This window comes from Mesorhizobium sp. BR1-1-2 (genome assembly GCF_020165435.1).
Classification (GTDB): Bacteria; Pseudomonadota; Alphaproteobacteria; order Rhizobiales; family Rhizobiaceae; genus Mesorhizobium.
The window spans coordinates 18,352-39,290 of record NZ_JAIUID010000011.1 but is presented as its reverse complement, the minus strand read 5'-3'; the positions used below and the strand labels follow the sequence as shown (position 1 = coordinate 39,290).

General features: G+C 59.7%; 16 protein-coding genes. 4 read left to right on the top strand and 12 right to left on the bottom strand.

Features of this window, described 5'->3' with window-relative positions; all coding sequences use genetic code 11:
• Nucleotides 1–6 precede the first annotated feature (6 nt).
• The 9 genes from LB551_RS22155 to LB551_RS22115 all read right to left on the bottom strand — a co-directional run bounded on the left by LB551_RS22155 (nucleotide 7) and on the right by LB551_RS22115 (nucleotide 9,340).
• A complete protein-coding gene (locus LB551_RS22155) occupies nucleotides 7–738 on the bottom strand; it encodes a cysteine hydrolase family protein (RefSeq protein WP_224660477.1) in 732 nt (243 codons plus the stop codon).
• A 175-nt stretch (nucleotides 739–913) separates the two neighbouring features.
• Complete coding sequence (locus tag LB551_RS22150; protein ID WP_224660476.1) at nucleotides 914–2,098, bottom strand: acyltransferase family protein; 1,185 nt, start codon at nucleotides 2,096–2,098, stop codon at nucleotides 914–916.
• Nucleotides 2,099–2,403: 305 nt separating this feature from the next.
• Nucleotides 2,404–3,498, bottom strand: a complete 1,095-nt coding sequence (locus LB551_RS22145; RefSeq protein ID WP_224628103.1) for a NeuD/PglB/VioB family sugar acetyltransferase — start codon at nucleotides 3,496–3,498, stop codon at nucleotides 2,404–2,406.
• 6 nt (nucleotides 3,499–3,504) lie between these two features.
• The gene (locus LB551_RS22140) at nucleotides 3,505–4,437 is read right to left on the bottom strand and encodes an alpha-ketoacid dehydrogenase subunit beta (protein WP_140552785.1); all 933 of its coding nucleotides are present in this window, start codon (nucleotides 4,435–4,437) and stop codon (nucleotides 3,505–3,507) included.
• Nucleotides 4,438–4,440: 3 nt separating this feature from the next.
• Nucleotides 4,441–5,451 (bottom strand): thiamine pyrophosphate-dependent dehydrogenase E1 component subunit alpha, encoded by a 1,011-nt coding sequence (locus tag LB551_RS22135; protein WP_224660475.1) that lies wholly within the window; start codon nucleotides 5,449–5,451, stop codon nucleotides 4,441–4,443.
• The gene (locus tag LB551_RS22130; protein ID WP_140552783.1) at nucleotides 5,448–6,623 is read right to left on the bottom strand and encodes a DegT/DnrJ/EryC1/StrS family aminotransferase; all 1,176 of its coding nucleotides are present in this window, start codon (nucleotides 6,621–6,623) and stop codon (nucleotides 5,448–5,450) included. The genes LB551_RS22135 and LB551_RS22130 overlap by 4 nt, the downstream gene beginning before the upstream one ends.
• Nucleotides 6,624–6,645: 22 nt before the next feature.
• A complete protein-coding gene (locus LB551_RS22125; protein ID WP_140498445.1) occupies nucleotides 6,646–7,323 on the bottom strand; it encodes a PIG-L deacetylase family protein in 678 nt (225 codons plus the stop codon).
• The gene (locus tag LB551_RS22120; RefSeq protein WP_224660474.1) at nucleotides 7,320–7,982 is read right to left on the bottom strand and encodes a sugar transferase; all 663 of its coding nucleotides are present in this window, start codon (nucleotides 7,980–7,982) and stop codon (nucleotides 7,320–7,322) included. The genes LB551_RS22125 and LB551_RS22120 overlap by 4 nt, the downstream gene beginning before the upstream one ends.
• Nucleotides 7,979–9,340 carry a polysaccharide biosynthesis/export family protein gene (locus LB551_RS22115; RefSeq protein ID WP_140552781.1) on the bottom strand — a complete coding sequence of 454 codons (1,362 nt, stop codon included), beginning with the start codon at nucleotides 9,338–9,340 and terminating at the stop codon, nucleotides 7,979–7,981. Before LB551_RS22115 ends, LB551_RS22120 begins: the two co-directional genes overlap by 4 nt.
• A gap of 170 nt (nucleotides 9,341–9,510) precedes the next feature.
• On the opposite strand from LB551_RS22115, the gene LB551_RS22110 reads away from it, so the two are divergent.
• Together LB551_RS22110 and LB551_RS22105 are read left to right on the top strand one after the other, a co-directional pair.
• A complete protein-coding gene (locus LB551_RS22110; protein WP_140552780.1) occupies nucleotides 9,511–10,704 on the top strand; it encodes a glycosyltransferase in 1,194 nt (397 codons plus the stop codon).
• A 9-nt stretch (nucleotides 10,705–10,713) separates the two neighbouring features.
• Entirely contained in the window at nucleotides 10,714–11,901 is a 1,188-nt protein-coding gene (locus LB551_RS22105; protein ID WP_224660473.1) for a glycosyltransferase family 4 protein, read from the top strand.
• A gap of 36 nt (nucleotides 11,902–11,937) precedes the next feature.
• On the opposite strand, the gene LB551_RS22100 is transcribed toward LB551_RS22105, so the two are convergent.
• The gene (locus tag LB551_RS22100) at nucleotides 11,938–14,235 is read right to left on the bottom strand and encodes a GumC family protein (RefSeq protein WP_224660472.1); all 2,298 of its coding nucleotides are present in this window, start codon (nucleotides 14,233–14,235) and stop codon (nucleotides 11,938–11,940) included.
• Nucleotides 14,236–14,516: 281 nt separating this feature from the next.
• Between LB551_RS22100 and LB551_RS22095 the strand changes: the two genes are divergently transcribed.
• The gene (locus LB551_RS22095) at nucleotides 14,517–15,857 is read left to right on the top strand and encodes an O-antigen ligase family protein (protein ID WP_224660471.1); all 1,341 of its coding nucleotides are present in this window, start codon (nucleotides 14,517–14,519) and stop codon (nucleotides 15,855–15,857) included.
• Nucleotides 15,858–15,959: 102 nt separating this feature from the next.
• Here the strand turns inward: LB551_RS22095 and LB551_RS22090 are convergent, their stop codons facing one another.
• Entirely contained in the window at nucleotides 15,960–17,414 is a 1,455-nt protein-coding gene (locus LB551_RS22090; protein ID WP_224660470.1) for a pectate lyase, read from the bottom strand.
• A gap of 20 nt (nucleotides 17,415–17,434) precedes the next feature.
• A complete protein-coding gene (locus LB551_RS22085; RefSeq protein ID WP_140642928.1) occupies nucleotides 17,435–19,591 on the bottom strand; it encodes a nucleoside-diphosphate sugar epimerase/dehydratase in 2,157 nt (718 codons plus the stop codon).
• A 437-nt stretch (nucleotides 19,592–20,028) separates the two neighbouring features.
• Here LB551_RS22085 and LB551_RS22080 point away from each other — a divergent pair, with 437 nt between their 5' ends.
• Entirely contained in the window at nucleotides 20,029–20,907 is an 879-nt protein-coding gene (locus tag LB551_RS22080; protein ID WP_224660469.1) for a sulfotransferase domain-containing protein, read from the top strand.
• Nucleotides 20,908–20,939 lie beyond the last annotated feature (32 nt).

Below are 20,939 nucleotides of genomic sequence, written 5' to 3'. Positions count from 1 at the left end.
GCCTGCTCATTCGGCTGGTTCGAGACGCCCGTGAACTCGCTCCGCGACCGACTTCAGGAATTGATCGGATGTCGATGTCCATCCGAAGAGTATCTGAACGAGCGTGATCGAGGCATCATGATTGCTCCTTGGGGCGTCCCAGGCGATGGGCTCGCTGGTGCAATCCGTCAGCAGTATGCAGCGATAGTCCCTGAAGAAGGCATCCCGAATTGTCGATTCCACACACACGCTGGTCGTGCATCCTGTCACGATGAGGTGTTTGACGCCTGCGGTTTTCAGAACAGAATCGAGTTCGGTTTCATAGAAACCGCTGAATCGCGTTTTATAGAGGACGATATCCCCTGCCTGTGGCTTGAGGTCGTTGACGACATCTGTTCCCCAGGTGTCGCGGATCAGAATCCGGCTCTCGCTGCCATCCGGGGCTGCGATGGTCGCACCGACCCCGAAGATCTGGAGATGTCGAATACGGTTGGGGGCGTCCGATGTTCCAAGGTCCGAGAGGTCGCGATGATATCCCATCTTCAGGTAGACGATGGGCATGCTCAATTCGCGAGCGGCAGCTATTACGCTGGCAGTAGGGCCGACAGCCCGTTGAATCCCGGAGATATCGATTCCGGCTCTGTCGAACATTCCACCGTTGGAGCCGAAGTCATTCTGCATGTCCACGACGAGGACGGCAGCGTCAGCGGGATCGATTGAAATAGGTTGGGGCTTGGCGTCGATGACAAGTGGATCCATTTCATCCTCCCGCCAGCATGAGGTGTCGCTGTTGCGCCCTTGGCCATCATGATCCCGCGCTCACATCGCGTCACACGAATGAGCTACATCCCTGCTTGCAGCCTAAGAACAGTGGTTACGACCAGTCTGCTATCTATCCGCCTCAAAAACCGCAGGTCGCCGCGCAACGGCGGTCCTACCCCCGCAGCCATGCCGCACGTTTGGCATTTGACGCCAGCCAAAGCCGCATTGCGCTTGGCTGCGAGTTCGAGCGATAGATCTTCTGATGATAGACAAATTCGTAAGGCCACAGCTCGAGCGTTCTGTTCGCGAAATGCGTGAGCACCCAGGTGATCGCCGCCGCCACCAAAATGAAGGCACCCATTGATACGGCAACATTGTCCGAAAAGAGATGGGCGCGGGAAAACAGCGAGCGCGTCAGAAAATACGTGTAGGGATGCACCAGATACAGACTGTAGCTCACCGTTCCGAAGTATCGAAGCAGCCGATTGCCAAGGAGTAGTGCCGTTAAGCTGTTCCGCGACACTGCAAGGAAGAAATAAAGCCCCGTCGCGACCATAAGCAAGGGAAGCTCGGCATTTTGGAAATCGGACCAGTGATAGTCGTAATGGCCGCGGCTGGCGAGAAAGACGCAGGCTGCCAACGCCCCACTCTCGGCAAGCCGGTGGCGGCCCAGGCTTACCCATTCATATCGGTCATAGGCAAGGCGAATCAGCCCGCCGGCAAGAAAGTACAATGCGATCGGATACCGGGCGACAAAGAGCGCCGCGAGAAGGCCGAGCGCAATTGTGCCGAGCCTGGTCGGGCGACGAACCGTCAGGAAAACGAATGCTGCGGTAAACACATAGAACCAGACCTCGAAGGTCAGGCTCCATGCGTTCGGCGTCAATTGCTCGGTATGGGTTGCAAGGTTCAGGAATGTCAGTCCTGCCAGAACCGCTGTGAGATTGTTGGTTTCGGGATAAAAGTTGGTGGTTGCGTTCAGCACGATGAAAAGCAGGCTTAGTGCGAAAAACAGAGGGTAGAGGCGCAGGAACCGTCGGGCAGCAAACTGAGCGGGACTGTAGCGTATCGCACTGGGCAGGATGACGAAGCCGCTGATGACGAAGAAAAGGCAGACTCCGAAGGTGCCGAAATTCCAGAAGGGCGTAATGCGGTCGACATAGGCCGAATTGGAGGCGTAGACGTGCTCCGCCGTGCCGCCCAGGAGGTGAGCGAAGAAGACCATAAGAGAAGCAATGCCGCGCAACCCATGCGCGGCTACATTGAACGAATTGTCGCCAGCCCGCTTCGCTGACGGTTCGACGGGAAAATGCTGCGGACCCGATGGGTTCTGAGGATGGAGATGTGCAACGGTCATCTGAGCCTCCAAATTGGATCCCGCAGACCATTTCACCGTACACCATCCCAGGTCTCGCAATGCTCGGGAATTCGAAGGACACCCCCGCCCAAAAGTAGTGGGCTGCCGCAGAAAACTCCACCGGATGACTAACAGCCGCATTGCGGGACTGATTTAACGGCGACCGCTGGATCGCAACCGAAGTACGGCTTGGCTGACACCGATCGGAATTGGCGGGCCCTCGGCCGCTGCGACGAGAGCCGCCACGTCGAACCGCCCCGCCATGTCGCTTTCCCAAGCCGGAGATCGCCTTTGGGCGACATGCATTAGCGGAGATGGCGGCGGCCCTGCGCGTCGACGATGGTGTTGTCTGCGACATTGGCGCTGATGTGCGCGCCGTTGTGGATCAGGCACTCGGCGCCGATCTGGACGCCCAGGAGCACCGTTGCGCCCATTCCCACGACGGTCATGGCTCCGATGCCCACTCCGCCGGCTAGGATGGCGCCTGGTGTCAGGTGCGCATTGTCCTGAACGAGGCTGTCGTGGCAGACTATAGTCCCTTGATTGACGATGACGTTGTTACCGATCGTACAGCGCGGACCGATGCTCGCGCCGGCCAAAATATGGCAGCCATGTCCAATCCTGGTCGCCTTGGAGACGATCGCGGAAGGATGGATCACAGGCGGCAGAACGAAGCCCATTGCAGTGGCGCGTTCATACATTGCCCGCCTCGCCTGGCTTGACTGGGCGCCTCCGATGCCGATGAAGGCATAGCGCGTGCCCTCGGCAAGCAAGCGCTCCAGGCAGTCTTCCGTGCCGATTACCGAAATACCGCCGCAGACGTGATGGCCGGCGGGCAACGCTTGATCGGTGCAGCCCACGATATCGTATCCGGCACCATCGAGAGCATCGATCAGACAGGCAGCGTGGCCGCCGCCGCCGATGATGACGGCCCGCCTGGAGAAAGCGACAGAACTGGGCTCGCCCGGTTCGGCTCTCTTGGCGCCGGATCGGCGACCGGCAGCAGCGCGCACTTCGGCTTCGCCAATGCGGCCATTGGACGGAATGACGTCCGCAAGGTCGACCCCGAGCTCGGATGCGGCCTTGCGGGCTTTAGCCGTTATCGCGACCTCGCTGGCCCCGACATCGGCCGCGCTGGTTTCCCCGACAAGGGCATTCGAATTTTCGTCGATGATTTTGCAAAGCGTTGCGCCGACAGGAACGAAGTCACCGACCTTGACGTCCAGCAGGCCGACAGTTCCTGTCTCCGGAGCATCAACTTCGACTGCGGCCTTGGTGGTCTCAAGCACGAAAAGAATGGTGCCTTGTTCGACCCTTTCACCTTGTGTGACCCGAATCTCGATGAGCTGGAGATTGTCCTCGTTGGCGTTAACCCGCGGGGCTTCGACAAGCACGGTCATGTACGCTTAGCCTTTCTGGAACAGGTCGATGCAGGCCGCCTGGATGGCGTTCACACCCGGCAGCAGATCGTCCTCCCAGTCGCGGCTTGAGGGAATGGGGTGATCGGGTCCGGTCAATGCGCTGAAGTGCTTGACCCGACCGATCAGCGCGCGCGCACACTCCGACGCGAAGCCCCAGCCGGGAGAGCCTTCCTCCACCGCGACCACACGCGTGCAGTTGCCGACCTGGCTTCGGACATCCTCGCCAGGGAAGGGCGACAGCTGTTCGACGGCCACCACGCTGGTCGCGATTTCCTCTTCTTGCGCGAGTTTCTTTGCGGCCGCGACAGCGTGCTCGACGCAACCCCCATATGTCAGGATCACGACATCTGCATCCGCCGGATGTGGAAGCGCGTCGGGTCCGAGCACGGGCCTGGAATACATCACCTTGTTTTCGATGATCAGGTGAGGGGATCGCGATGCGAAGGCCCGATGCAGAAGCGTACCAGGATCGGCATACTCGTGAGTGGCAAGCACCGTCAGCCCGGGCACGCCGCAAAAATGCTTTTCCAGGCTTTGCGAGTGCGTCGGCCCATAGCCGCGCCGTCCGCCCATGGGAGCGCGGATGATGACGGGGACCTCAACCTGGTCGTTGTACATCCAGCGGAACTTGGCGACGTGGTTGATGATCTGGTCGGCAGCAAGCGCTATGAAGTCTCCGAACATGAGTTCGACGATCACAGGCCGGCCTTTGATGGCCATGCCTGCCGCCATGCCAACAATGCCGCCTTCGCTGATCGGCGTGGTCCAGACACGGTCCTTGTAGGCTGACGAAAGACCCTTGGTGACCTTGAAGGCGCCACCGTAGGGGTCAAGAACATCCTCACCCAAAATCACCAGACGGAGATCGGCTCCCATGAGATCGTGTAGAGCGCGATTGATCGATTCGACGACACGCATGGATCAGCCCCGCGCCAAGGCGGCCGCGGCGGCGGATTCGACCGCGCGGTCCACGACATTCAGGCAGTAGGCGTCGATCTCATCGGCGTTCGCAACGCGCTGGCGCATCGGAGGTATGGGATCTCTGGCTCGAGCTTGCTCAAGACGCTCCGCCGGCCTTGTATCATCTCCCTTGCTGTGCGGGCCGATCCGTTCGGTTCGCAAGTAGAGCCAGCAAGGGCGGGATTCGGCGCGTACATAGCCTATGGCTTCTTGGGCGAGCTCATATATCGCGATCGGATCGTTGCCATCATAGGCGAACGTGCGGACGCCGAACGGCTCGGCCCTGGCGACGATCGAACCGGAGACGGTCAGATGCTTGGGCGTCGTCTGGGCGATCTCGTTGTCCTCGATCACAAAGACCACCGGGGCGGCGAAAACAGACGCAAGGTTCAGGCTCTCGTATACGGCTCCCTCGCCCATCGTGCCGTCGCCGAGGAACACCACTGCGACGGCGCCCTCGTCCTTTCGCGCCAGCGCGCTGCCAACCGCGACGGGCGCGATGCCCCCTTGGATGCCATTGGAGTGGAAGTTGCGGAAGCACAGGTGCTGGCTGCCGCCACGTCCGCCGCAAATGCCGGTTACACGCCCCATGATCTCCGCTATCAGGCCTTCGACTTCACCCGAATAGGCAATGAAATGACCGTGGCAGCGGTGGTTGCTCCAGACAATGTCGCGGTCCCGGTCAAGAGCGTTTATCACGCCAACCGCATTGGCTTCCTGTCCAATGGACGTGTGCGTCGTGCCGAACAGCAGACCTTGGGAAAAAAGATCGAGCAAGCGCTCCTCCACGAGCCGGATGAGCATCATCTGCTGATAAAATCGAACCGCGGCCGGCAGTTCGAATCCGAGCAGACTGCGTTCTGTACGGGCAAGGGTGAGGTTCCGCGCTGCTGACGACGTCACTATCTGCAGCTCTGCCAGAGAAGACGCTAGAACGTTTTCATCCTTTCTGATGGCGCGTTCCTTTGTCATGCTGCCTCGAGCTGGCGCGAAGCCGTAACAAGGATTGACCGCGCCGTCGACGCGGCAGCCATGGTCTCCTCGGTCGTCCAGGACGGGTCGACCAGAAAAGCCATACTCGTTTCACCGAGCTGCCGTGCGACCGGCAGACGTTCGGGCGGCGCTACCCCGGCGTCCGCGAAGGCATGTTCGAGATAGATCTCCGAGCAGCTTCCCGAGAAGCACGGGACGCCGGCCGCATTGATGGCCGCGATCAACTCGTCGCGCGACCATCCGGGAGACAGCAGCTCGGGCTTGATGTAGAAATAGCATCGGTACCAGGCATGCTTATGCTCCGAACCGAGCTGGGGCGCGCGCAGCATCGGCAATTCAGCAAGCGCCTTTATCCAGATGTTGGCATTTCGCTCGCGTTGGCGAGTCCAATCGGGCAGGCGTTCGAGCTGCCGCAAGCCAAGCACTGCCTGGATTGATGTCATGCGCCAGTTGGTGCCGATGCTGTCATGCAGCCAGCGAAACCCTGTCGCCCTATGGGGGGCAAAGACCAGATCGTAGTTCTTGCCGTGGTCCTTGAGGCTCCAGGCAGCGAGCCACAATTTCTTGTCGTCCATTGCGACAAGCCCACCTTCGCCGCCCGTCGTGATGATCTTGTCCTGGCAGAACGAGAACGCCGCTATGTCGCCGAAGGAGCCAATCGGTCGTCCGTTGTATTCGGCTCCATGCGCCTGGGCACAATCTTCGATGACTTTTATGCCGCTGCGCTTTGCGAGTTCCATGATCGGAGCCATATCGCACGGCCAGCCGGCAATATGCACGACGATCACTGCCTTTGTTCGAGCCGTTATCTTCGGCGCAATCGTCTCGGCGGAAAGGTTGCCAGAACTCGGGTCGACATCCGCGAAGACAGGCGTGGCGCCGGCAAACATGACGCAGGCGGCGGAGGCGACGAAACTGCGGGGCGTGACGATCACCTCGTCGCCGGCGCCGATGTGGAGGATCTTCATCGCAAGATCCAGCGCGAGCGAGCCGTTGGCCAGCGCCACCGCGTGACGTCGGCCGAGGCTGCGCGCATAGGCGCGTTCGAAGGTCTTCACATGGTCGCCGGTCCAGGCGTTCACCTGGCCGGATCGCAAAACCTCTACCACATCGGTTATTTGTTCTTCGTCGTAGATTGGCCAGCGTTTCATCGCAGAATACTCCAGCTAGGATTCAAATGACGTTTCGCAGAAGGACAAAGGCCTCGGCCGCCCTCAGATGGGCGGCGGTGCCCCTGACGATCGCAAGCGCCCGCAAGGTTTCGATCGAACGCTCATGCGGGAAATCTCTGATCTGTGAGGCGAACATCGACGCAGCTTCGAGTTTGCGATCCAGCGTCGATGCGATGTCTATGAAGACGTTCGGCACGAAGCTCGGCGTCACATAGGGCGCATTCCAGTTCGTTTCGGAGACGGTCTCATAAGCCATGATCGTCCGCGGATATTGAGATTGGGTCGGGCGAGCGGCTACCAGCGATGACAGGAAGATCAACTGGTGGTCCATGTGCACATCACCGACGAAGGGGATGAGCAACGTATCCGGCACGACATCCCGCAACAGGGTCAGCAGCGCCCTGTTGAGCGTCGCGTGCGGCGTTTCGGCGATCTGCGCTGCCGGCAGATCAAGCCAATGCGTCTGTTGCACGCCCAAACAGGCATGCGCCGCCTTGGCCTCGCTGCGAACCCGCTCCGTCATCTCCTCTGTGAAGGCGGGCGGGCTGCCTCGCGTAACCACTGCGACATGAACTTCTGCGCCTTGCGCAGCCATCCGGGCTATCGTGCCGCCACACCCCAGGACCTCATCATCAGGATGCGGTGCGATCACCAGAAGTCGACCGAGTGCTGGGTTCATGGCCGGACCGTCCCGGCAGGCATAGCCTTCAAAGCATGGTCGACATGGCGGCGATCGACGCGTTCGCCCAACAGTGCCACTTGGACAGTCAGAAACAGTATGTGCAGATCGAGCCACAGGCTGCGGTTGCGCACATACCAGAGGTCGAGCGCCAGTTTTTCGCTGTTGGTGAGGCGGGTATTGCCGTTCACCTGTGCCCATCCAGACAGGCCGGGGCGGACCGTGCCGCGAATACGCCCAAGCTCGCCGAATTCGGCGATGGTGGCCGGGAGCAACGGACGGGGCCCCATGAAGGCCATGTCCCCCCTGGCTATCGAGAGAAGCTGCGGCAGCTCATCGATACGGACGGAGCGCATCAGCCGCGTGGCCGGCGTCTCACGCAAGGCGTCGGGGAGCAGCATGCCGTTCCCGTCTCGCCCCTCGTGCATCGTACGAAACTTGCAGATCACGAACGGGCGACCTTCCAGCCCGCTGCGAGACTGGCGGAAAAACAGCGGACGGCCAATGTTCGCCCAGACAAGGACAGCAGCCACCAGCCATAGCGGCAGGCTGAGAACCAAAAGGACCACCGCGGCGATACGGCTTGGTATGGCCCGGCCAGGCGGAACGCGCGCAGTCCAGCCGCCGGAACGTGCTGTCGGGGTGCTGAGGCCGATCATTGCGACGGTCCGACCTGGACGGAAGAGGTCGTCGCCAAGGTAGTGGCTGAACGGCTTGTCGCGTCCTGGGCGCTGTCCAGGCGGTTTATTGACACCAGGATCGTATCTCCGGCCGCAACCGGATCGTCGAGGGTCGCCACCTTTGTGGCGGTCTGGCCATTTACCTTGCGGCGGATCTGGTAGGTGAACGTGATGGAGTTGTTGCTGCGTGTCTGCTCCGCGGCCAGTGAGCTCAACAGCAGGATCTGTTCCTCGGTCGATTCTCGAACCGCGATCAGGCGTTCGATTTCAGAGTTGTGGGCCTGGAGATCCGTCAGTGCCGTGTGTGTCCAGGTCTGGGTGGCGTCATCCAGGTCACGCTGCAACTGGCTCAATTCGCGGCGCACCGTCGATGCCTGATTGTAGATCTCAAGCAGATGAGATTGCTGGGTGGTCGCTTCGCGCTCTGCGTTCGAGAGGTCTGTGATTGTGACGAGACCTTTCTTGTTGAGGCCCCTGATGCGGTCGAGATCCGCCTGTGCCGAAGCGATCACCGTCTTTTGTATGTCCGAAAGCTGTTGAACATTGGCGAGGGCAACATTCACTTCTTCGATCCCCGCAGAGAGCTGCTTGCGACGTGTGGTCAGCGCTTGTTGATCTGCTTCAAGGATGCGCTGCTCGGTAGGAAGCAGCGTCGCGAGCAGGTTGGCATTCATCAGCCCCTTGATCTTGGCTGGCAGATCCAGTTCCGAGATCTTATCGCTGTTTGCCAACTGGGCCTTGATGCGCGCAGCGGCGACCGCCTCCTTGGCGATCTCCACCACGCTTTCATCAAGAGCTCCGCGCAACCGGGCGCGTGTTACGACGCGATCCTCCGCCGTGGCTCCCCCGGTCGACTGGCCGCCCGCAAGCGCCACCGCCTGCTCCACATTCAGTGCCGGCTGGTAAGGAAATGAGCCCGGCGCCTTGACATCCCCAAGGACGAAGATCGGGCGGAAGCTCACCACCGCAAGGGCTATATGCGGGTCATTGAAGAGTTCACGCGCGATGAATGCTTTACGGATCCGACTCAAGGCGTCGGGTACCGTCAGGCCGCCGACTTCAAAGCTGCCGATCAGCGGAATGTTGATCGCGCCATCGCTGGCGACCGTGAGTTGTTCGGCGGGAAGCGCGTCGTCGATGAAGTCAAACGACACCACATCGCCGACCGAAAGCTTGTAATCATCGTCCGCCGCGGCCCAGGCATCAAGCTGGGAAATCAGAATCGCTGCAACCGCAAGGATCGCAATACCGGCGGATCCCAGTGCTTTCGCAAGGAATGTACTGGTCCATGCGCCTGTCGATCGCCTGCTCCGCGCCGCATTGCAATAAGATGCCATGGAAGCCCACCATAGAATTTTCCTGCAAAGACCCTAGCGACACCTGCGCGAGGACAATGAGTCATACCTTTGGTGGAGCGGTGACAACCTTCGGTCTGGTTCCCACCTAATTTGGCTAACTGGATGTCGGCTGCAACCAACGTATGGTGCGGCTGGATACTGTCGGATGATTGAATGCTTCCTCAGGGCGGAGCGTTGCAGACAGCTGGGAAGCTTGCGTGCACACAAGTGTTCTTCACACCATTACCAGTCTCGACGTCGGCGGCGCTCAGGTCATGCTTGCCCGTTTTCTTGGCCAGGTCGACCAAAATCGCTTCTCGACTTCAGTTCTGTCCCTGCTTTCACCCGGTCCGGTGGCTGCAAACGTAGAATATACAAGATCGGGGCTCGTTTCGCTCGGCATGACGGAACGGCCGCGACCGCGCGATGTCGTTCGGCTGACGCGGTCGATAAGACGGGCGGCGCCCGATCTTCTTCACGGATGGATGTATCACGGCAACGTCGCGGCAACGCTCGGCTCGATGCTGGGGCTCAATTTCTCGCCGGTCATCTGGAGCATCCATCACACGGTTCGAGATCTCGCCGACGAGAAACCGTTGACGCGCCAATTGATACGGCTCTCGGCCCGCCTGTCGAGGCGCACCAGCGCGATCTCATATTGCTCGCGCGTCGCCGCCGATGATCACGAGCGCCTGGGCTTTGATCCGCGCCGGAGGGCGGTTATCCCGAACGGGACGGACTGCGATCAATTTTCCCCCTCGGTCCACGCCGGTGCGAAACTGCGCCGCCTGTTCGGCTTGCCGCCCGGACGGCTGATGATCGGCCATGTGGCACGCTTCCATCCCATGAAGGACCAGGTCAGCCTGGTCCGCGCCATCAGCCGGCTCCTGGAGCAGGGATACGACGTTCAGGGCATATTTATCGGGGAGGGACATGCCGACGGCCCCGTGCGGCGCACCGCCCGTGAGCTCGGCATAGATGACCGCATTACCACGCCGGGCATCCGCGCTGACATCGCCGACCTCATGCCGGGCTTCGATGTCTACGCGCTTTGCTCGGCCTGGGGCGAGGCATTTTCCCTTGCCGTAGGCGAGGCGATGGCCAGCGGCGTGCCGGCGGTGGTTACCGCGGTCGGCGACTCTGGCTGGCTGGTCGGCGACAGCGGCGTGGTCGTTCCACCGGGAGACAGTGAAGCACTGGCCGCCGGATTGATCAGGCTTGTCAGCCTTGAACCGGCCGAGCGCCGCGCCCTGGGTCAACAAGCGCGTCGTCGCATCATGGAGAACTTCTCGCTTTCCCTTTACGTCGGCCGGCACCTGGAACTCTACGAAGCAGCTCTAGGGCGTCGTCGCCATATCCGATAGGAGCGGCTGATGGTTGCTGTGCACATGAATGGTCGAGACTCTCCTCGCGCCCCTATGGACTATGCGATGCGTCGCAAGCGCATCGTCGTCATTGCGAGCCTGACGCGTTCGCTTGTCAACTTTCGTCTCGAATTGTTGAAGGCCATGGTCGCTGCCGGGCATGATGTCATCGCGCTCGCCCCCGACGAAGATGAGCGGGCGATCGCCGGGCTCAAGGCAATTGGCGTGACCTTCCGACAGATTCCGATGGCCAGGACGGGTACCAGTCCGCTGGCCGATTTGCGAACGCTCAAGGCGCTTTACAAGCTCATCCGCGGCTTGGCGCCCGAAATCGTCCTGGCGTATACGATGAAGCCGATCATCTATGGTGGATTGGCTGCCCGCCTTGCCCGTGTACCGCGCCGGTTTGCGCTCTTTACAGGCTTCGGCTTCATATTCAGCGGCAGCATCACGGGACTGCGCGCAACTGTCTTGCGCCGGTTGAGTATTGGTCTCTACCGCTCGGCTCTGGTCGGCTGCGAAGCAGTTTTCGCTTACAATGACGCCGACGCTTCCGACATCCGGCGCCATCGGATGGTTTCTGCGACGACACCGGTGATCATGATCCCGGGTTCAGGAGTGGACCTGACGCTGTTTGCCGCAAGCCGCCCACCTTCAGGGCCACCCGTCTTCCTTCTGATCGCTCGCTTGCTTCGCGAAAAGGGAATTGCCGAGTTTGCTGCCGCCGCGCGTATCCTGAAGACCAAGTACCGCGCTGCACGCTTTCAGATTCTCGGGCCCTTCGATCCCAGTCCCCTCTCCATCTCGAAAGCCGAAATGGACCAGTGGACTAAGGAAGGTGCCGTTGAATATCTCGGCGAAACACACGACGTCGGTCCCTATTTGACCGCGTCCACCGTGTTCGTGTTGCCGTCCTATTACAGGGAGGGCATTCCTCGCAGCGCGCTGGAAGCCTTGTCGACCGGCCGGCCGATAATCACGACTAACGCCCCTGGCTGCCAAGAAACGGTGATCGAGGGGGAGAACGGTTTCCGGGTGGAGCCGCGAGACGTGGAAGCTCTCGCCTCGGCGCAGCGGGCTTTTCTCGACGATGAGGAACTCGCCGCAAAAATGGGTGCCAACTCAAGAAAGCTCGCGGAAGACCGGTTCGATGTTCACAAGGTGAACCAAACCCTGCTCGAGGCGATGGGAATATAGTCGGCCGCGCCCGATCGGCCGCGCGGCCGACGGCGGTCAAGCGGGAAAATAACGACGAATCTGCTGCCGTTTCAAATAGGCTTTCCGCAGGGCACCACGGGCCTGTCGGAAGGGGTCGACGCGGTTGAACACCCAGCCGATCGACGGGCCGCCAGCGAACCGCAGGCGCTCGACAACCTGGGCGAGAGCCTCTTGCGTGGTGTTGTCGCACGCGGCCACGACCACGACAGTGTCCACCGAGGCGGCAATCCTGATAGCGTCCTCGACGACGAGCACAGGCGGCGCGTCGATGATCACCACGTCGTATTCCAGCCGGAACGCCTCCAGCAATTTCGCGAATTGGCTGGAATTGAGGAATTCAGGCAAGGTCTGGTCGTCGGCAGATGGCGCCAGCACATCCAGTCGCGGAACTTCAGGAAGCGTCTGAACGATCTCCGCCAGGGTGCAACCACCATGTAGGTAGTCGTTGAGTGTCTTGTCGGCGGGCCCAAACTCCATGGCGCTATGGATGCTGCGGGTTCGCAAATCCAGATCGATCAGCGCTGTCAGGGCGCCGTCCATTCCAGCTGCCACGGCGAGGCCCATGGCGGTCGTTGTCTTGCCTTCCTGCGGTAGGCCTGAGCTGACCAGGATAACCTGTTTGCTCCGGCCACCGTTCATCCGGGTGCAGGCCATGTACAGCGACCGGAAGGCATCGGAGAAGGCCGACCGCGGTTGCGACAACAAGGTTTCAAGAGGGGGCGTGGCGCGTTGCAGGAACTTCTTGGGCAGTTGCGGAATCGACGCCAGCAGTGGCGCACGGATAAGCTTCGATACCCGTTGTGACTCGCGTATTCTCACATCCATGCTTTCAAGCGTCAGCACAAGGATCAGGGCTAGGATCAGCGACGCGGCGAAACCGCCCGCCGTCATCAAACGAAGTTTGGGAAAGGAAGGGCTCGTCGGAATCTCGGCGGCGGAAACCGTCCGCACGCCGGGCTCGACCGCCTCGGAAAACGGATCGAGGCTGCCAAGTCTGCCTGATACGAGGTCGTAGAGCTTCTGCTCGGTCGACAATTGGTTGTTCAGTTCCCGGAGCTTCGCTTCCGCCAGGCTCCTTTGCCGCAGTTGCTCGTTGGACTCCTCCAAAGTCTTCGCGAGTTGGTTGACCCTGCCTTCGTTGACGCGGACGTCATTTTCCAGGATTGCGATCGTACGCAGCATCTCTTGAGAGATCATCGTGCGGACGGCCGCTACTTTTGCATCCGCCTCCTGGACCAAGGGATGATTGCGCCCGTAGTTGCTGGCCAGTTGCGCGCGGTCCCTCATCGCCGTCGCTTCGTCGTTGCGCAGGGACGTCAGGAAGTCCGATGAGAGCAGGGGATCGACGTTGGCACCGGCGTCGCCGGTCTTGGCCGCCAGCCTGACCTGGGCGAGGCGCGCCTGCGCTTGCGTGTATTCACCTCTGGCGGTGCTGAGCTGCTCGTTGCTTTGCTGGATCGAGGCGCGCAGCAGATCATCGCGCGGATCGCTGGACACGCCGTGTTCTGCCGCATACTTGGCGATCTGGCCTTCTATGGCGGCTATCCGTGACGCAAGCTCCGTCGATTGCTGCCTCAGAAAGCTAACGGCGTCCTTGATGTCCTGCCGCTTGTTGTCCCGGGACCATTCCACGAACAGTTTGGCCGTCGCATTGGCTATCAGGGCCGCCCTCGACGCGTCGTCATTGAAAAAGGAGATCGTCATCGCCGAGCTCTCTCCGGACCGGTCAACCGAAACGCTCGACAGATACGATGAAATCGCCCGATCTTGCTGAACCCCCTTCGATGGCAGCGACGCGGCATCCTGCGGGTCGGCGCCGGCGACAAGGTTCCATAGTGCTCGCGGTATCGAGACGATGAAGCCGACGGTCTGTGACAGCAGTCCAGGGCCCGAATCCGAAGGGGAAGCTCGGCTCGCGGCTGGTTTCAGATAGGTGTTGAAGTCCGGGTCCTTGATGAGGTCCAGTCTGTCGACGACCAGGCTGGCAAAGACACGAGAAGTGATCAGATCCGCCTCGGTGTCCATTCGCGACTTGTCAGGCTGTTGATTAGGCTGCGCTTGTGCGGTGTCGAGAGGATTGGGATCGTCGGATTCGACAACGATCATCGAACGAGCGGTATACGTCTTGGGAAGTTCCATGGCCGCCATGAGCGCGAGAGCGGTGCCGGCAGTTACGACCGCAAGGATTAAAGGGAGGCGCCTTCGGAAAAGCGTGTAGAGTTCGCGCGGGCCGAAGGTGCGTTCCTTCGACGGCTCGATCGGCTCTTGAAGGAATGGTTCCAGACGGCTCCACACGCTGTTGTCGTCTATCAAGCTCACAGATCCCGCCCCTTTTTGTTTTGTCTTCGACTGGTCTAATCCGGCCCTGCCACATCGGACCTGGAGGCAACTCAGCATCGAATTCGCGACTTACCGCGACGACAGTTTTAACATGGTTGTGCGGCCGCAATCGCGCTCAAGAGGCTTAGCCGCAAAGGCAACATCATCCAAAAGGATAGCGTAACCGGCCCGGGCCCTATCTTGGCAGACAGGCTGAACTGCAGGCCCAATGAGGGCTGGCGAAAAGGACTCTCAAACAGATTTCAGGAGTGAGGATGAACTACGCCAGGGCTCCTCGCCATTATTGGACAAGGCCCGGCCCCAAACCGGCCGTCACATCGTTGCCAGAGGTAGCCGAGAGACTCGGGCTTTGGTTCGCCGTGGCGTCCGTCTTTCTCACGCCCTTCAATATTCTTCGTTTTGATGCATTCTACTTTACCATCAGCGACGGCTTCGCTCTCGTGGCCGTGTTTGCAGCCATGCTCGGGAAATCCTTTTCGATCTCTCCCTTGGGGGCGGGGACGTTTCTATGGAACATCGGCATCACCCTACTATGCGGTATGCTGCTGCTAAGCAGTCTGATCCTCGGAGATCCGCAGCGAGGCTTCATCATCTCGGCGCAATATCTGTACGCTTACTTTCTCCTGGCCTTCATGATCGTGTCGAGGCCCTGGGCCGAAATCGTTCTCTTGATGAAATCATTTCTTTGCTCGATCGCCGTGATGTGTCTGCAGGGGATAGTGATAATCGACATCCTCAAGCAACGCGGCACCGTCTTTGTCAGCGGCAATGGTCGTTTCCAGGGTTGGGTGGAACGCGAGAATGAATGCGCAACGCTGATAGCGCTCTCTGTCCCGCTAATGTTGTGGCTGGTGGCGTCAGGCTGCATAAGGCCTCGTTGGCTTTGGGTCGGACTGCCGCTTTTTGGTTATGGCATTATTTTGACAGGATCCAATACCGGCCTGATCGGCCTTGTCTTTGCGGTCACCATCTTCGTGGTCGCGACGGGCTCGTGGCGCCGTATCATTTCTTTAGCTGTGACCTCGCTCGCCACATTCTTCATTGCCGTTACCTGGGGCCGCGATTTCTTGCCCGAGGTCTTCCAACGCCGCGTGCTGAATGCGCTGCAGAATGGTGACCTCGATGAGGCTGGCACGTTTGCGGACCGTATGCGGCTCATTCATGAGGCCATTGGCAAAGCGGACAATAATTCGCTGCTCGGCATCGGTGCCGACCAGTATCGGCACGTCAGCGAATTGCACGCCCCGGTCCACAACGCCTATCTCCTCATATGGGTCGAGGCAGGGCTGCCCGGATTCGTCGGTTTTCTGCTCCTGCTCGTGGCAGGCATCACCATCGCCATCCTTGCCGCTCGTAATCGTGAAGGCAGGGCATCTGCCATTTGCACGGCGACGACCGTTCTCCTCTTCGCGGCGCTGGCCAATGCGCTGCCCCATATCTACGGTCGTTTTTTTGTCGTGCCTCTGCTGCTTGGAATGGCGCCCAGTGTTGCGATTTTGCGCGACGGCCCAACTCCAAGAACGGTCGCGCGCTTTCTTCGCGGTGCTCGCTCCAAGTACGGTCGTTCGCGACCTTTCCTACGCAGGCCGATCTAAGGCCCACCAGCCGAGCTTTCCAGCTTCTACAAAGGCTAAATCGGCGCACCGGAAGATCTTGGTCAGGATCTCCCCATGGCAAGAGCGAGCGATATGCAGAAACTATTTCGCCGGCTCCGATGCTGGCGCGGAGATGAAACGAGCGAGGGCGAACACGCCCTCGACGAAGTCTTCTCCCTCGATAAACCGGCCCTCAACCCAACGTCCCTGGGTATCCTGACTGTCGACGAGCTGACGCACCTTCGAATTCAGTTCGCCAGCGCTCAACTCATCCGCGGCACTGATCCACAGTCGTTGACGTGAAACTCTCTGCCCCCGCTTTGCAACCTCGAGCCGAGCGAACACCGGCTCGATCTCTGCACCGGTTTTCATGCCGTAGTGTTTCAGGAGGTCCATGTCGTCGAAGGTCACTTGGCCGCCCTCATCGATGTAAAGCGGCCGGTTGGTGTTGAGTTCGTAGAAACGTGCCCAACTGCCGTCGGGCAGGCGCGCTGCCTGTAGCCAGGTGGCAGCAGACGTCGCCGCGTGCAGCAACCTCGCATCCCCGTTTTGCTCGTTCAACTCGATCAGGTAATCGATATTGCCGGCGGTTTCGCGCGAGACGACCGCTGGCGGCTCAAACCTGCGCCCCCAAACCGGCTGCATGGAACGATCGTAACCCTGAGCCCAGCCCTGTTGTGGCGCGGGCAGCTGGGCTGCAAGGAGAAAATCACCGACCCTCTCCGCCGTCTTGAGATATGCGGGATCATGATATGTGCGGTACGCGTTGAGAAAGAGACGACCCATATCGCGGGGAAGATTGTCGTTGATGATGAAATAGGGCGGACGATCAGGCTTCTGCCACTCGTGGGACCAACTGGCCGGAATCCTCGCCTTGGCCGCAGCCTTTACATCCGCCCCAGGCGCAGCTCCCTTGAAGAAGACTGGGAAGGCCCCATTCGCGTATTGCACCCGCATCAATCGATGAAGCGCCCTGTCGATGCAGGAACGGACGTCCGGATCCGAACCGCCGCTCGCCAGGTCGAACCACATCAGAAAATTCAGCACGCTCTGTGTGTTGTTGTCATCGAGGACAGTCTCGTTGCGTTGCGGATTGTCCTTGATATCGCGACAGGTATTCCTGCCCAGCTTCAGTGCGTGGTAGCACCATGTCGCCGCCTTTTGCGGGTCGGTCTCGATCTTGTAAAACCATCCGCCGGACTCCAGCTGAGTCTTGACGAGAGCGGTTGCCACGACCTGGGCAGACTGAAGCCATTGCTTGTCGCCGGTAACCTCGAAGATACGCAGGAACGCAGCGCCGACGGCCGGCGTACCAGGCGGCTGCACCCAGCCAACGCTCGCGGGCACGGTACCGCCTTCGCCCACCCTCTTTTGGCCGTCGAGGGAATATTTCCATACATAAGTTCCCGCTACACCGAGATGATCGCGGAAATAGGCCCCCGCAAGCTCGACCGCCTCCCGTGCCTCGGCCACTGTCGGCTGAGGTTGAGGCGCCCCGGCCAGTGCAGTACCGCACGACAGCGCGACAAACAGAGCCGAGGCAATATGCCTTAGCACGGCAGCGCTCCCGCTGGGCCTCAAGCGGCCGCCTCGTGTGGACGCGTGGTTGCCTTGGCTGAACCGAGGATCACATGAGGCACGAATGGCGCCGTCACCGCCGCCGCAGGCTTGGCTTCGTCTCTGCGGTAACTGGGAAGCATATCCGCAACAAGGTTTAACACTCCCTCAGTGTCGCCGGCCCTCGCCAAGCGACGCAATTGCGAAAATCCCTTGCGAAGCGTGTCAAGCGGCATCGCGTTGGGCACGGCGCCCAAGACTCCGGAAATCGGAACGTCGACACGTCTTTCGCTTTCGTCGAAGAGTTCCTCGAACAGCTTTTCTCCCGGCCGGCAGCCGACAATCTTGATCTTGATGTCCTCATCCGGCCGAAATCCCGCGAGCTTGATCATGCGGCGCGCCATGTCGATGATCTTGATTGGCGCACCCATGTCGAGAACGAAGATTTCGCCCTGTCCGAGTTTTTTCTCCAGACCATGGGCCGATGCCTGCAAGGTCAGTTCAACCGCCTCACGTATTGTCATGAAGAAGCGCTTCATCTCCATGTCGGTCACGGTCAGCGGACCGCCGTGGGCGAGTTGGCGCTTGAATAGCGGGATCAGCGACCCGCTTGAACCCAAAACATTGCCGAAACGAACGGTCATGAAGCGGACGGGGGTATCGCCGGCGGTAAAGGCGAGGTCCAGGGACTGGCAATAGAGTTCCGCCAGGCGCTTGGTAGCGCCCATGACACTGGTCGTGTTCACAACCTTGTCGGTGGATATCTGGACCATTGCCTTGGCGCCGCAAAGGCGAGTCGCTTCTGCCACGTTCATAGTACCGATGACGTTGGTAAGAATGCCCTCACAGGGATTCAACTCGACCATCGGCACATGTTTGAGCGCCGCCGCGTGGAAGACCAGGTCGACGCGATGGCGTCGGAAAATCTCGCCCAGACGAACAGGGTCGCGTACGTCGCAGATATATGGCTTCCGGCGCACATTCGGGAATTTCTCCGCCAACTCCAGATCGATGGCGTACAGATTGTACTCGCTGTTATCGATCAGGACCACTTCGGTGGGACCGAGCGCGGCAATCTGCTGCGTGAGCTCTCCACCGATCGAGCCTCCGGCACCGGTGACGACGATGCGCCTGTTTTCGATCATTCGGGACAACGCATCTTTATCAAGAACCGCCTGCGGCCTTTCCAGCAGGTCGGTAAGTTCGATGGGGCGCAAGTCGAAGCGACTCTGATATTTAGGATTGCGCAGCTCCAGGACGGGGGCGGGGCGAGAGACAGCGATGCCCAGACGGTCGGCCCGGTCGATCAGCGCTTCAAGCGTCGGGTCGACGAGGCCAGGCACCCTTTCGGTGAAAATCACGTGGCGGGGCTTGATGCCGCGACCTTCCAGATCGCCGATGACCGTGTCGAAGTCTTCGATGCTACCCAGAACCGGCACGCCGCGCAGGAAATAGCCCTCTGTCGTTGCGCCATTGTCGAGCACGCCGACCGGCCAATGGCGTGCATTCGGATCCCGCTGCAGCGCGCGAATATAAAGATCGGCCGCATCGCCCGCACCGATCAGCAGCACAGGGACCACGTCGCGTCCGTTTCTCGCTCTGTTCGCAGTCGGACCAAAGCGGCTTAGCTCAACGAGCTTGGAGCGGATGCGAACCGAAATAAGCAGCGGCACGAGTAAAAGAAACTGGATCACTATCACCGAGCGCGGAATCGAATCGAGCCGTGTAGCCACAAACATCAGGAACACGAAGGCCAGCGATGTGACGAATGCCGCGCGAACGATACCGAGCATGTCGCCGACGGAAGCATATCGCCAGTTGCGGGTGTAGAGGCAAGTCACCGGGAAGACCACGGCGCATGTAAGCAGGAAGCAAGGGAGTGCGAAGAGCAACGAAGCGTGGCTTTCCGGACCGGTGAATTCTCCATCAAGGCCCAATCGCATGAATGAAGCAAACGACAGTGCCGCCAGCGCCAGGGCCAGGTCGATGATGTAGAGATGAAGGTTCTTGCCAACGGCCTTGGCGCGCCCGGTCACCCGCCGGCGCAAGTACGACAGCACATGAACAATTGTGCGCGGTTTGCTGACGAGACGGCCGAGAGCGATTGCAGTGGCCAGCAAAAGGGATTGGCCTCCCAGTGGACTGATTGCCTCAAACGGCTGATCTGACTGGCTCATTCTGGACCTCGACAAAGCTTAGCCGCCGCGCTCCAAGAGAGCACGTTAAGAGACGCGGCTGTTTGAACTCGCAGGCACAAATCCGTGCCTGCCAGTCCCTTGCTCAATCAAGAACAGGTTGGCCTGCAATCGTTCGGATTCGAGGCTACGATCTTATCGCTGCTATGGGGCGCTTTACCCGCTTTCTAAGCAACACATGCTTTTGTGCATGGGGGGACTATCGGAACTGCAAGCGGACTTTGCCGCGTTAATCCAAAGAGGTACTCCCACCAGTCCGGGCCAACCAGCTAGCTAGGTCTCGCTGCACCGACGCAATGGCTTACAATGGCGGAGATTAAAATGGCCGCTTGAGTTTCGGTCCGGCGGTCCCGTTCTTCGGGCACTTCATTATCGGCGACGCTAATGCGCCAAGCTCACGCTAGCAGAGGAAGCTTTCTATGCTCGGACAGTTGAAGAACAATCTTCGCGACGCTACCTTTTTCCTTGGCGAAGCCGTCGTTCCAAAGAAAATACGCTACTCGGGTCCCCTGGGAGCGTTGCGCCGCCAGATGATCTTTTGGTCGCGGGACTCCTTTGTGCTTTCATACCCGAAATGCGGTCGAACGTGGCTGCGCACCATGGTTGGCCGCGTCATCGACAAACACTACGGCCTTAACCTGCAGAATCCCATGGAAATCCAGCATTTCTGGAAGATCTCGTCGAATATCCCTTGCATTGGCTTTTCTCACGACGACAGTCCAAACCTTAAGCGCCCCAGCGAAATACAGGCCGATAAATCAAGATATTCGGGAAAAAAGATCCTATTTCTGGTTCGGGATCCGAGAGATGTGCTTGTTTCATATTATTTTGACGCAACGCACCGAATGAAGGTGTTTGACGGGACGATCAATGAGTTTCTGGCCCAGGATGTCGGCGGCATTGATTCCATCATAGCGTTCTACAACGCCTGGGCGCACAACCGCGACAAGGTGAAGGCATTTCAAATGCTGTCCTACGAACATATGCGCCAAGCTCCAAAATCGGCGCTTCGCACGGCGCTGGATTTTCTGGGCATTCAGGGCGTGCCGGAAGCGATCCTCGATGAGGCGACAACCTTTGGCTCTTTCGAGAATTTGCGAAAGATCGAAATGGCAGACGCTTTCGGTCACGAAAGAATGCGCCCGACGGACCAGTCGAACCCCGACAGTTTTAAGGTGCGGCGGGGTAAAATTGGCGGTTATGTCGACTATTTCAACAGAGACGAGATCGCTTACATGGATGAGAGAATTGCCAGCTCTTTGGACCCGTATTTCGAACTATACCACCGCAAGGCATAGCGTCGAGCTCTACTGCAAGGGGCAGCCCTTGT